Raw genomic sequence first — 12,124 nt, 5'->3', positions numbered from 1 at the left:
CCCCCTGGGTGAACCGGTCATTACCCAGAGTGCACCCTCGGGCCGGAATCCGCACCCCGCCGAAGCATCGTTTCAGCAGGTCAGATGGTCTCTTCGAGGCTCCGAACCGGACGAGCGGGGTTACCCACGGCCACCACGTTGGGGGGTAGATCCCGAGTCACCACCGCGCCCGCGCCGACCACGGTGTTGTCCCCGATGGTCACCCCGGCCAACACGATGGCCCCGCCACCGAGCCAGACGTTGTCGCCGATGGTGATCGGCTGGGCCGCCTCCCACTTCGCCCGCCGGGCCGCCGGCTCGACCGGGTGGGTGGCGGTGAGGAGCTGCACGTTCGGTCCGATCTGGACGTCGGCGCCGATGGTGATCCGGGCGACGTCGAGGAAGACCGCGTTGAAGTTGACGAAGCTGCGCGGCCCGATGTGGGTGTGGTGGCCGTAGTCGCAGTAGAGCGGCGGACGCACCCAGGCGCCCTCGCCGACCGTACCGAGCAGCTCGCGGAGGGCGGCGAGACGGCCCTCCGGGTCGTCGGCGGAGCTGCGGTTGAAGCGTTCGTTGAGCCGGGCGGCCCGGTCCAGATCGACGGTGATCTCCGGGTCGTCGGCGATGTACGGCTCGCCGGCGAGCATGCGGTCCTTCATGGCGGTCACCGGGCGATCATGCCCCGCGGAGTGGCGGCCGCGGGACCGGTTGCCTCGGACAGACCCCCACGGCGGACGGGGCGGGGCCTTCCGGCCTGTCCCGCGCCGTCGCTCAGTCGTTGGCGTGCAGCGCCGCGTTCAGCTCGATGCCCCGGCCGGTGCGCGGCTTCGCCTCCAGCGCGCCGGTCACCGAGTTGCGCCAGAACAGCAGGCCGTCCACCCCGGAGAGCTCGCGGGCCTTGACCACCCGCCCGTCCGGCAGGGTGATCTTCGAGGCGGCGGTGATGTAGCAGCCGGCCTCCACCACGCAGTCGTCGCCCAGGGTGATGCCCACGCCCGCGTTCGCGCCGACCAGGCTGCGCTCGCCGATGCGCACCTTCTCGGTGCCGCCGCCGGAGAGGGTGCCCATGATCGAGGCGCCCCCGCCGATGTCCGAGCCGTCGCCGACCACCACGCCCTGCACGATCCGTCCCTCGACCATGGAGGTGCCCAGCGTGCCGGCGTTGAAGTTGACGAAGCCCTCGTGCATCACGGTGGTGCCGGCGGCCAGGTGCGCCCCGAGCCGGACCCGGTCCGCGTCGGCGATCCGCACACCGGCCGGGACCACGTAGTCGGTCATCCGGGGGAACTTGTCCACCCCGTACACGGACAGGTGGCGGCCGGCGGCCCGCTCGATGACCCGCAGCTCGTCGACCCGCTCCGGCGGGCACGGCCCGGCCGAGGTCCACGCCACGTTGGCCAGCTTGCCGAAGATGCCGTCGAGGTTGAGCTCGTTGGGCCGCACCAGGCGGTGGGAGAGCAGGTGCAACCGGAGGTACGCGTCCGCGGCCTCCTTGATCGGATCGTCCAGCGAGCCGATCACCGTGACCACCTGGACCGTGCGCAGGCCGGGCAGCGCCCGCTCGCCGACCGCGCCGGGCGGCAGGTCCAGCACGTCGGCCTCGTCCTCACCGGCGACCAGCGGCAGCTCGCCGAGCCCCAGCTTGCCGGTCGGATACCAGGTGTCCAGGACCTGGTCGTCAGCGGTGATCGTGGCCAGGCCGATGCCCCAGGCAGACTGTGCGGTCGTCACGGTGCTGACGGTACCGTGCGAGACATGCAGAACCCGTTGACCCCCGAGGTCTTGGCCGATCCGGTGGCGCTGACCCGCGCGCTGGTCGACATCGAGTCCGTGTCGCTCAACGAGAAGGCGATCGCCGACTGCGTCGAGGAGGTGCTGCGGGGCGTGCCGCACCTCACCACCTACCGGCACTCCAACACCGTGATGGCGCGCACCGACCTGGGCCGGGCGCGCCGGGTGGTGCTCGCCGGCCACCTGGACACCGTGCCGCTCAACGACAACTTCCCGTCAACCATGCGCGGCGACCTGATGTACGGCTGCGGCACCTCCGACATGAAGTCGGGCGTGGCCTTCGCGCTGCACCTGGCCGTGAGCCTGCCCGACCCGCGCTACGACGTGACCTACTTCTTCTACGAGGCCGAGGAGATCGAGTCGAGGTACAACGGCCTCACCCTCGTGTCCCAGGCGCACCCGGAGTGGCTGACGGCCGACTTCGCGCTGCTGCTGGAGCCGACGTACGGGATCGTCGAGGCGGGTTGCCAGGGCACCATGCGGGCGATCGTCACCACGCACGGCGAGCGGGCCCACGCGGCCCGGTCCTGGCACGGGGTGAACGCCATCCACGGCGCCGGCGAGGTGCTGCGGCGGCTGACCGCGTACGAGGCGCGCCGCGTCACCATCGAGGGGTGCGACTTCCGCGAGGGCCTGAACGCGGTGCGGATCACCGGCGGGGTGGCGGGCAACGTCATCCCCGACCGCTGCGAGATCGAGATCAACTACCGGTACGCCCCGGACCGTGACCCGGCGGCGGCCGAGGAGCACCTGCGCGAGGTCTTCGCCGGCTTCGACCTGACGGTCACCGACGCGGCGGCCGGCGCGGCCCCGGGCCTGGACAACCCGCCGGCGCAGGAGTTCGTGGCTGCGGTCGGCGCGGCCCCAATCGGCAAGTTGGGCTGGACGGACGTGGCCCGGTTCGCCGCCATGGGCATCCCGGCGCTGAACTTCGGACCCGGCGACCCCAACCTGGCCCACCACAAGGACGAGCACGTCGAGCTGACGAAGATCCGCGACGGCGCGGCCACGCTGCACCGCTGGCTCGCCCCGTCCTGAGTACGCGACCGGGGGCCCGCGTCACCGACGCGGGCCCCCGGCCGGACCATCAGAGCGTGGTCGTCAGCGGGGCGTCCGTCTCGGCGGTCTCGCCGGTGAGGTCGGTGTGGTGGGCTTCCATCATCCGGGCGCGGCGGCGCTCGGCCACCACGTCACGGATCCGCCGCTGCATCTGCCGGCGGATCCGGATCATCTCGCTGTTGCTGATCAACGCTGGCTCCTCCCCCGAAGGCGCGTCGCCCGGGCATACCCGGTATGTGAATAGTAAGACGTACGAGCGAGCCATTTAGTTGCCCATGATCACGAAGAATTTCTCCGCGTCGCCCGCCTCCGCACCGCGCCGCCCCGGCTCCACTACGGTGGCCCCATGAGCCAGAGCAACGGGCGGCCACCCGGCCGCGGGCCGAGCGGGGTGCGGCACCGGGGCGCCGTGACCCTGCGCAACCAGGCCATCCCGACCAGCACCGCCGACCAGCGGCTGCTCGACTCCCGGGGCCGGGGCGACTGGAAGACCAGGGACGCCTGGCGGGCGCTGCGCATCCTGTCCGAGTTCGTCGAGGGCTTCGACACCCTCGCCGACCTGCCGCCCGCGGTCAGCGTCTTCGGCTCGGCCCGCAGCAAGCCGGACAGCGCCGAGTGCCGGCTGGCCGAGGAGCTGGGCGGCGCGCTGGCCCGGGCCGGCTACGCGGTGATCACCGGCGGTGGGCCGGGCGTGATGGAGGCCGCCAACCGGGGCGCCAGCGGGGCGGGCGGGCTCTCCGTCGGGCTCGGCATCGAGCTGCCGTTCGAGCAGGGCATCAACGACTGGGTCGACCTGGCCATCGACTTCCGCTACTTCTTCGCCCGCAAGACCATGTTCGTCAAGTACGCCCAGGCCTTCGTGGTGCTGCCCGGCGGCTTCGGCACCATGGACGAGCTCTTCGAGGCGCTCACCCTGGTGCAGACCGGCAAGGTGACCCGCTTCCCGGTGGTGCTGATGGGCGTCGACTACTGGCGGGGCCTGCTCGACTGGCTGCAGGGCAGCATGGCCGCCGAGGGCAAGATCGGCCCGACCGACCTGGACCTGATCTGCCTCACCGACGACGTCAACGAGGCGGTCCGGCACATCGTGGAGGCCGAGGCGGTGCTCTCGGCCGAGCAGGAGGCCGTCCGCGAGGAGGCCGTCGCCCGCCTCGGCGCCGACCAGCAGGCCGCCGCCGAGGCCACCTCCGACGGGCCGGCGGAGCAGGGCTGACCGTGGCCAACGTCTGCGTGTTCTGCGCGTCCTCGCGTACCCTCGACGCCCGCTGGCTGGACCTCGCCACGAAGACCGGCGCGGAGCTGGCCCGGCGCGGGCACACGCTGGTCAGCGGCGGCGGGTGCGTGGGAATGATGGGCGCGGTGGCCGACGGGGCGCGGGCGGCCGGCGGCCGGACCCTGGGCGTCATCCCGCAGGCCCTGGTCGACCTGGAGGTCGCCGACCTGGCGTCCGACGAGCTGCTGGTCACCGACGGGATGGCCAGTCGCAAGACCCTGATGATCGACAAGTCGGACGCGTTCGTGGCCCTGCCCGGCGGGCTCGGCACCCTGGACGAGCTGTTCGAGGTCTGGACCACCGCCACCCTGGCCATGCACGCCAAGCCCATGGTGCTGGTCGACGCCGACGGCTTCTACCGCCCCCTGCTCGACTGGCTGCGCTCCCTGGCGAGACAGCACTTCCTCAAACCCGCCGGCCTGGACCTCCTGCTGGTGGCCGACACGATCCCCCAGGCCCTGGACCTCCTGGACGCCCGCCTGACCTGACCCGTCCCCCGCCCCCGCCCCGCCCCCGCCCCGCCCCGTCGATCATGAGGTTGACGGCGAAGTCGATCTCCCTAAGTGCCGCCAACCTCATGATCGACGCGGTTGGCTGCGCGGTTGGCACCGCTGTCACTCGCCGGCCCGGAGGGCGGCGTGGAGTTCCTGGAGGGGGCGGACGCGCATGTCGCCCCGGATCCGCGCCTCGATGCCCATCACCGCCGCTGCCGCGCCGGGCACCGTGGTGACGCAGGGGATGTCCGCCGTCACGGCGGCGCTGCGGATCTCGTAGCCGTCGGAGCGGGCGCTCGCGCCGGAGCCCTGCGGGGTGTTCACCACCAGCGCCACGTCGCCGCCGAGGATCAGCGAGACGGCGTCCTCGCCCTCGCCCGACTCGTAGTGCTTGCGGATCTGCTCGCAGGCGATGCCGTGCCGGCGCAGCACCTCGGCCGTGCCGGTGGTGGCCACGATCTCGAAGCCCAGGTCGGCCAGCCGCTTGATCGGGAAGATCATGCCGCGCTTGTCCCGGTTGGCCACCGAGACGAAGATCTTCCCGGCGGTCGGCAGCGACCCGTACGCGGCGGACTGCGACTTGGCGAAGGCGTGCCCGAAGTTGGTGTCGATGCCCATCACCTCGCCGGTGGACTTCATCTCCGGGCCGAGCAGCACGTCGATGCCCTTGCCGGACGGGGTGCGGAACCGCTTGAACGGCAGCACCGCCTCCTTGACCGCGATCGGGGCGTCGGCGGGCATCGTCCCGCCGTCCCCGGTGGGCGGCAGCATCCCCTCGGCGCGCAGCTCGGCGATGGTGGCGCCGAGCGCGATCCGGGCCGCCGCCTTGGCCAGCGGCACCGCGGTGGCCTTGGAGACGAACGGCACCGTCCGGGAGGCGCGCGGGTTGGCCTCCAGCACGTAGAGCGTGTCGCCCTGGAGCGCGTACTGGACGTTGAGCAGGCCCTTCACGCCGACCCCGCGGGCGATCTCCTCGGTGTAGCGGCGCACCTGCGCCAGGTGCGAGCCGGCCAGGGTGATCGGCGGCAGCGCGCAGGAGGAGTCGCCGGAGTGGATGCCGGCCTCCTCGATGTGCTCCATCACGCCGCCCAGGTAGACCGCGCCGTCGGCGTCGACTAGGGCGTCCACGTCGATCTCGATGGCGTCGTCGAGGAAGCGGTCCACCAGCACCGGGTGGTCCGGCGAGATGTCGGTGGCCCGGCCGATGTAGTCGCGCAGGGTGGCGTCGTCGTAGACGATCTCCATGCCCCGGCCGCCGAGCACGTACGACGGGCGGACCAGCACCGGGTACCCGATCTCGTCGGCGATCGCCTTGGCCTCGTCGTACGACGTGGCCATGCCGTGCGCCGGGGCGCGCAGCCCGGCCCGGGACAGCACCGCGCCGAACGCGCCGCGCTCCTCGGCCAGGTGGATCGACTCCGGGGAGGTGCCGACGATCGGCACGCCGGCGCTCTTGAGCCGCCGGGCCAGCCCGAGCGGCGTCTGCCCGCCGAGCTGCACGATCACCCCGACCACGCCGGGGCCGCCGGCCGCCTTGCCGGACGAGTCCTCGGCGTGCCAGACCTCCAGCACGTCCTCGAAGGTGAGCGGCTCGAAGTAGAGCCGGTCGGCGGTGTCGTAGTCGGTGGAGACGGTCTCCGGGTTGCAGTTGACCATGACGGTCTCGTAGCCGACCGCCCGCAGCGCCTGCACGGCGTGCACGCAGGAGTAGTCGAACTCGATGCCCTGGCCGATCCGGTTGGGCCCGGAGCCCAGGATGAGCACCTTGGGCCGGTCCGAGGGCCCGACCTCGGTCTCCTGGTCGTACGTGGAGTAGTGGTACGGCGTGGTCGCCTCGAACTCGGCCGCGCAGGTGTCCACCGTCTTGTAGACCGGCCGGATCCCGAGCCGGTGGCGCAGGGTGCGGACGCCGTCCTCGGCCGCCAGCTCGGGGCGGAGCGCGGCGAGCTGCCGGTCGGAGAGGCCGGCCCGCTTGGCCCGGCGCAGCAGGTGGGCGTCGAGCACCGGGGCGTCCACGATCTCGGCCCGCAGCTCCACGAGCGCGGCGATCTGGTCCAGGAACCAGGGGTCGATCCCGCCGGACGCCTCGGCCACCTCGGCGATCGACGCGCCCAGTCGCAGCGCCCGCTCGACCGTGTAGATCCGGCCGTCGTGCGGCATCCGCAGCGCGGCGAGGGTGTTCTCCCTGGTGGCCCCCTCCGGGTCCGGAGTGGTCCAGAAACCCGATGATCTGGTTTCCATCGAGCGCATCGCCTTGTTCAGCGCCTCGGTGAAGTTGCGCCCGAGGCTCATCGCCTCGCCGACCGACTTCATGGTGGTGGTCAGCTCCGGGTCCGCGCCGGGGAACTTCTCGAACGCGAACCGGGGGATCTTCACCACCACGTAGTCCAGGGTCGGCTCGAACGCCGCCGGGGTCTTCAGGGTGATGTCGTTGGGGATCTCGTCGAGGGTGTAGCCGATGGCCAGCTTCGCGGCGATCTTGGCGATCGGGAAGCCGGTGGCCTTCGACGCGAGGGCCGAGGAGCGGGACACCCGCGGGTTCATCTCGATCACGACGATCCGGCCGTCGGCCGGGTTCACCGCGAACTGGATGTTGCAGCCGCCGGTGTCGACACCGACCTCGCGGAGCACCGCGATGCCCAGGTCACGCAGGCGCTGGTACTCCCGGTCGGTGAGCGTCATGGCCGGGGCCACGGTGACGCTGTCGCCGGTGTGCACGCCCATCGGGTCGAGGTTCTCGATCGAGCAGACCACCACCACGTTGTCGTGGCGGTCGCGCATCAGTTCGAGCTCGTACTCCTTCCAGCCGAGCACGCTCTCCTCGATGAGCACCTCGTGCACCGGGCTGGCGGCCAGGCCGGCCCCCGCGATGCGGGTCAGGTCCTCGTCGGTGTGCGCCATGCCGGAGCCGAGCCCGCCCATGGTGAACGACGGCCGGATCACCACCGGCAGGCCCAGCTCGCCGACGGTCTCGCGGACCTCGTCCATCGTGTGGCAGACCCGGGAACGGGGCACCAGCGACGACGGGTCGTCCATGCCGAGGCGTACGCCGGCCTTGGCCACGATCTCCTTGAACAGCTGCCGGTCCTCGCCCCGGTTGATGGCCTCGATGTTGGCGCCGATCAGCTCGACGCCGTACTTCTCCAGGATGCCGGCCTCGTGCAGGGCGACCGCGGTGTTCAACGCGGTCTGCCCGCCCAGGGTGGGCAGCAGCGCGTCGGGGCGCTCCTTGGCGATGACCAGCTCGACGAACTCCGGGGTGATCGGCTCGACGTAGGTGGCGTCGGCGAACTCCGGGTCGGTCATGATCGTCGCCGGGTTGGAGTTGACCAGGCTGACCCGGATCCCCTCGCTGCGCAGCACCCGGCACGCCTGCGTGCCGGAGTAGTCGAACTCGCAGGCCTGGCCGATGACGATCGGCCCGGAGCCGATCACCAGGACGTGCTTGAGGTCGGTCCGCTTAGGCATCCGTGCGCCCCTCACTCTGCTTCCGGTCGGGGCCGCGGCCCTCGATCAGCTCGGCGAAACGGTCGAAGAGGTAGTCCGCGTCGTGCGGGCCGGCCGCCGCCTCGGGGTGGTACTGGACGGTGAAGGCGGGCACGTCCCTGGCCCGCAGCCCCTCGACCACGTTGTCATTGAGGCAGACATGGGAGACCTGGACGCCGCCGAACTCGGTGTCGATCACCTGGTCGGGGACGACCACGCCGTGCGCCGCGCCCGGCACCTCGACGGCGAAGCCGTGGTTGTGGCTGGTCACCTCGACCTTGCCGGTGGCCCGGTCGAGCACCGGCTGGTTGATGCCGCGGTGGCCGTAGCCGAGCTTGTAGGTGCCGAAGCCGAGCGCCCGGCCGAGGATCTGGCTGCCGAAGCAGATGCCGAACAGCGGGATCCGCCGGCCGAGCACCTCGCGCGCCAGGGCGACCGGCCCGTCGGCGGTGGCCGGGTCGCCCGGCCCGGGCGAGAAGAAGACCGCGTCCGCGCCGGTGGCCAGCAGGTCCTCGATCGTGGAGCCGGCGGGCAGCACGTGGGTGGTGACGCCGCGGGTGGCGAGCCGGCGGGGCACGTTGCGCTTGATGCCCAGGTCCAGGGCCGCGACGGTGAAGCGGTGCTCGCCCTGTGCCGGCACCACGTACGGCTGGGCGGTGGTCACCTCGGCGGACAGGTCCGCGCCGACCATCTGCGGCGCGTGGCGGACCCGGTCGAGCAGGGCGGCCGGGTCGTCGCCGATGCTGGAGATGCCGACCCGCATGGCGCCCCGCTCGCGCAGGTGCCGGGTGAGCGCCCGGGTGTCGAGGCCGCTGATGCCGACCACGCCCTCGGCGGCGAGCCGGTCCTCCAACCCGCCGGTGGCCCGCCAGTTGGAGCCGATCCGGGCCGGGTCGCGCACCACGTAGCCGGCCACCCAGATCCGGCCGGACTCGTCGTCCTCGCCGTTGACGCCGGTGTTGCCGATGTGCGGCGCGGTCTGCACCACGACCTGCCGGTGGTAGGAGGGGTCGGTGAGGGTCTCCTGGTAGCCGGTCATGCCGGTGTTGAAGACCGCCTCACCGAAGGTCTCCCCGACGCTGCCGTACGCCTCGCCGTGGAACGTGCGCCCGTCCTCCAGGACGAGGATCGCGGGCCTCCGCTTGGTCATCGAACTGCCTTTCCGTCCAGGACCGTCGGCTCGCCGCGCAGGAAGGTCGCCACGATGCGACCCGGCAGCGTCATGCGGGCGTACGGGGTGTTGCGACTGCGACTGGCCAGTTCCGCCGGCTCGACGACGCGGTGGGCGGCCGGGTCGACCAGGGTCAGGTTGGCCGGCACGCCGGGGGCCGGGTCGAGCCCGTGCCCGTCCAGCCCGGCGATCCGGGCCGGTGCGCGGGACATCCGCTCGGCGATGAGGTCCCACTGCGGCCCGAGCACGTCCAGCGCGATGGAGAGCGCCGTCTCCAGGCCGAGCATGCCCGGCCGGGCGTACGCCCACTCGCACTCCTTGTCCTCGACGGCGTGCGGCGCGTGATCGGTGGCGACGATGTCGATCACGCCCTCGGCCAGGGCCGCCCGCAGCGCGGCGACGTCGGCGGCGGTGCGCAGCGGCGGGTTGACCTTGTAGACCGGGTCGTAGGTGGTGGCCTTCTCGTCGGTGAGGAGCAGGTGGTGCGGGGTCACCTCGGCGGTGACCTTCACCCCCCGCGCCTTGGCGTGCCGCAGCACCTCGACGCTGCCCGCCGTGGACACGTGGCAGATGTGCAGCCGGCTGCCGACGTGCTCGGCCAGCAGCACGTCCCGGGCGATGATGGCCTCCTCGGCGACCGCCGGCCAGCCGGTCAGCCCGAGCCGGGTGGAGACCTCGCCCTCGTGCATCTGCGCGCCCTCGGTGAGCCGCGGCTCCTCGGCGTGCTGGGCGATCACCCCGTCGAACGCCTTGACGTACTCCAGGGCCCGGCGCATCAGCTTGGGGTCGGCGACGCAGTGCCCGTCGTCGGAGAAGATCCGCACCCGGGCCGCCGAGTCGGCCATCGCGCCCAGCTCGGCCAGGCGCTCGCCGGCCAGGCCGACGGTGACCGCGCCGATCGGCTGCACGTCGACCAGCCCGGCCTCCCGGCCGAGCCGCCAGACCTGCTCGACGACGCCGGCCGTGTCGGCCACCGGCGAGGTGTTCGCCATGGCGCACACCGCCGTGTAGCCGCCCAGCGCCGCCGCCCGGGAGCCGGACTCCACGGTCTCGGCGTCCTCCCGGCCCGGCTCACGCAGGTGGGTGTGCAGGTCGACCAGGCCGGGCAGGGCCACCAGGCCGGTGGCGTCGAGCACCGTGGCGTCCGGCGCGGCGAGGCCGGCGCCGGTCTCCGCCACGACGCCGTCGCGGATCAGCAGGTCGGTCGGCGCGCCGCCGACCACACTCACGTTCCGGATCAGGTACGCGGTCACCGGTTGTTCCCTCCGAGCAGCAGGTAGAGGACGGCCATCCGCACGGAGACCCCGTTGGCGACCTGTTCGACGATGGTGGAGCGGGGCGAGTCGGCCACCTCGGGCGTGATCTCCATCCCCCGGTTCATCGGGCCGGGGTGCATGACGATCGCGTGCTCGGGCAGCCGGCGCATCCGCGGCCCGTCCAGCCCGTAGCGGCGGGCGTACTCGCGGGCGGAGGGGAAGTAGGAGTCGTTCATCCGCTCCCGCTGCACCCGCAGCATCATCACCACGTCCACACCGGGAAGAACGGTGTCGAGGTCGTAGGAGACATCGGTGCCGGGGGCCAGCGCGGGAGAGATGTCGACCGGGATGAGGGTGGGCGGGCCGACCAGGGTGACCTTCGCGCCGAGGGTGGAGAGCAGCAGCACGTTGGAGCGGGCCACCCGGGAGTGCAGCACGTCGCCGACGATCGCCACGTGCAGGCCGTCCAGGCGACCCAGCCGGGAGCGCATCGTGTAGGCGTCGAGCAGCGCCTGGGTGGGGTGCTCGTGGGTGCCGTCGCCGGCGTTGACCACCGAGCCGTCCACCCAGTTGGCCAGCCGGTGCGGGGCGCCGGAGGCGGGGTGCCGGACGACGACCGCGTCGGCGCCCATGGCCTGGAGGGTGAGCGCCGTGTCCTTCAGGCTCTCGCCCTTGGCCACGCTGGAACCCTTGGCGGAGAAGTTGATCACGTCGGCGCTGAGCCGCTTGGCGGCCGCCTCGAACGAGATCCGGGTGCGGGTGGAGTCCTCGTAGAAGAGGTTGACCACGGTCCGGCCGCGCAGCGCCGGCAGCTTCTTGACCTCGCGGCCGGCCACCGTGGCCATCTCGGCCGCGGTGTCCAGGATCTCGGTGGCGGTGGCCGCGTCCAGGTCGGCACCGGAGAGCAGATGACGGATCATGAGGCGCCTCCGTGCAGCCGGACCTCGTCCGCGCCGTCCGTCTCGGCCAGGGTGACCTTGACGCTCTCGGCGAGCGCGGTGGGGATGTTCTTGCCGACGTAGTCGGCGCGGATCGGCAGTTGGCGGTGCCCCCGGTCGACCAGGACGGCGAGCTGCACCGACGCCGGGCGGCCGACGTCGCTGAGCGCGTCGAGGGCGGCCCGCACGGTGCGGCCGGAGAAGAGCACGTCGTCGACGAGGATCACCCGTCGCCCGTCGATCCCGCCCGGGGGCAGGTCGGTGGGGCCGACCGCGCGGGTGGCGTGCCGGCGCAGGTCGTCGCGGTAGAGCGTGATGTCGAGCACCCCGACCGGGACGGTCACGTCCTCGAAGGTGCTGATCCGGGCGGCGAGCCGCTTCGCGAGCGGGACCCCACGGGTGGGAATGCCGAGCAGCACGGTGTCGGCGGCGCCCTGGGTCTTCTCCAGGATCTGGTGTGCGATGCGGTCGACCACCCGCGACACGTCGGCCGCGGCGAGGATCACCTTCACCGAGGGTTGTCGCGGCGGCGACGGGTGGGCAGCCGGTGGGTAGGCCACGGCGGACCTCCTTCCCCGCCTCACGGGACGGGTCGTTAAAGGACGTCTGGTTGGCTCCGGCAGGCCGTGGCGGGCCCGGACCGGGGCTTCGTGCCACGTTACCAGCGGTCACCGGGT

General features: G+C 72.4%; 11 protein-coding genes. 3 read left to right on the top strand and 8 right to left on the bottom strand.

The genetic code is table 11. From position 1 onward, the window contains the following. Positions 1-80: 80 nt before the first annotated feature. Both NFX44_RS13540 and dapD read right to left on the bottom strand, forming a co-directional pair. Positions 81-647, bottom strand: coding sequence for a sugar O-acetyltransferase (locus NFX44_RS13540; protein ID WP_315974591.1), 567 nt, complete (start codon positions 645-647; stop codon positions 81-83). 103 nt (positions 648-750) lie between these two features. Further along, on the bottom strand, positions 751-1,710 hold the full coding sequence (gene dapD, locus NFX44_RS13535) for a 2,3,4,5-tetrahydropyridine-2,6-dicarboxylate N-succinyltransferase (RefSeq protein ID WP_262283867.1): 960 nt from the start codon (positions 1,708-1,710) through the stop codon (positions 751-753). Between the two features lie 24 nt (positions 1,711-1,734). Between dapD and dapE the strand changes: the two genes are divergently transcribed. Next, entirely contained in the window at positions 1,735-2,808 is a 1,074-nt protein-coding gene (gene dapE, locus NFX44_RS13530) for a succinyl-diaminopimelate desuccinylase (RefSeq protein ID WP_262283866.1), read from the top strand. Positions 2,809-2,857: 49 nt separating this feature from the next. Here dapE and NFX44_RS13525 read toward each other — a convergent pair whose 3' ends face one another. Then, entirely contained in the window at positions 2,858-3,019 is a 162-nt protein-coding gene (locus NFX44_RS13525; protein ID WP_262283865.1) for a hypothetical protein, read from the bottom strand. Between the two features lie 156 nt (positions 3,020-3,175). Here NFX44_RS13525 and NFX44_RS13520 point away from each other — a divergent pair, with 156 nt between their 5' ends. Both NFX44_RS13520 and NFX44_RS13515 read left to right on the top strand, forming a co-directional pair. Next, positions 3,176-4,042, top strand: coding sequence for a TIGR00730 family Rossman fold protein (locus tag NFX44_RS13520; RefSeq protein ID WP_262283864.1), 867 nt, complete (start codon positions 3,176-3,178; stop codon positions 4,040-4,042). 2 nt (positions 4,043-4,044) lie between these two features. Then, positions 4,045-4,590, top strand: a complete 546-nt coding sequence (locus tag NFX44_RS13515) for a TIGR00730 family Rossman fold protein (RefSeq protein WP_262283863.1) — start codon at positions 4,045-4,047, stop codon at positions 4,588-4,590. A gap of 126 nt (positions 4,591-4,716) precedes the next feature. On the opposite strand, the gene carB is transcribed toward NFX44_RS13515, so the two are convergent. The 5 genes from carB to pyrR are packed head-to-tail and all read right to left on the bottom strand — an operon-like array spanning position 4,717 to position 12,007. After that, on the bottom strand, positions 4,717-8,064 hold the full coding sequence (gene carB, locus NFX44_RS13510) for a carbamoyl-phosphate synthase large subunit (RefSeq protein WP_262283862.1): 3,348 nt from the start codon (positions 8,062-8,064) through the stop codon (positions 4,717-4,719). Next, positions 8,057-9,232 carry a glutamine-hydrolyzing carbamoyl-phosphate synthase small subunit gene (carA, locus tag NFX44_RS13505; RefSeq protein ID WP_262283861.1) on the bottom strand — a complete coding sequence of 392 codons (1,176 nt, stop codon included), beginning with the start codon at positions 9,230-9,232 and terminating at the stop codon, positions 8,057-8,059. Before carA ends, carB begins: the two co-directional genes overlap by 8 nt. Beyond that, positions 9,229-10,506 carry a dihydroorotase gene (locus NFX44_RS13500; RefSeq protein WP_262283860.1) on the bottom strand — a complete coding sequence of 426 codons (1,278 nt, stop codon included), beginning with the start codon at positions 10,504-10,506 and terminating at the stop codon, positions 9,229-9,231. Before NFX44_RS13500 ends, carA begins: the two co-directional genes overlap by 4 nt. After that, positions 10,503-11,429: an aspartate carbamoyltransferase catalytic subunit gene (locus NFX44_RS13495; protein ID WP_091309760.1), complete on the bottom strand. Its 927-nt coding sequence runs from the start codon at positions 11,427-11,429 to the stop codon at positions 10,503-10,505. The genes NFX44_RS13500 and NFX44_RS13495 overlap by 4 nt, the downstream gene beginning before the upstream one ends. Then, a complete protein-coding gene (pyrR, locus tag NFX44_RS13490) occupies positions 11,426-12,007 on the bottom strand; it encodes a bifunctional pyr operon transcriptional regulator/uracil phosphoribosyltransferase PyrR (protein WP_151461582.1) in 582 nt (193 codons plus the stop codon). The genes NFX44_RS13495 and pyrR overlap by 4 nt, the downstream gene beginning before the upstream one ends. Positions 12,008-12,124 lie beyond the last annotated feature (117 nt).

Source organism: Micromonospora sp. MA102, from assembly GCF_025460765.1.
GTDB classification, from domain to species: Bacteria; Actinomycetota; Actinomycetes; order Mycobacteriales; family Micromonosporaceae; genus Micromonospora; species Micromonospora halotolerans.
This window is presented reverse-complemented; position numbering and strand designations above follow the sequence as displayed.

What these genes read in the sequence shown, in the direction of transcription:
- dapE (WP_262283866.1), top strand. Translation starts at nt 1,735, where the DNA reads ATGCAGAACCCGTTGACCCCCGAGGTCTTGGCCGATCCGGTGGCGCTG.
- NFX44_RS13520 (WP_262283864.1), top strand. Translation starts at nt 3,176, where the DNA reads ATGAGCCAGAGCAACGGGCGGCCACCCGGCCGCGGGCCGAGCGGGGTG.
- carB (WP_262283862.1), bottom strand. Translation starts at nt 8,064, where the DNA reads ATGCCTAAGCGGACCGACCTCAAGCACGTCCTGGTGATCGGCTCCGGG.
- carA (WP_262283861.1), bottom strand. Translation starts at nt 9,232, where the DNA reads ATGACCAAGCGGAGGCCCGCGATCCTCGTCCTGGAGGACGGGCGCACG.
- NFX44_RS13495 (WP_091309760.1), bottom strand. Translation starts at nt 11,429, where the DNA reads ATGATCCGTCATCTGCTCTCCGGTGCCGACCTGGACGCGGCCACCGCC.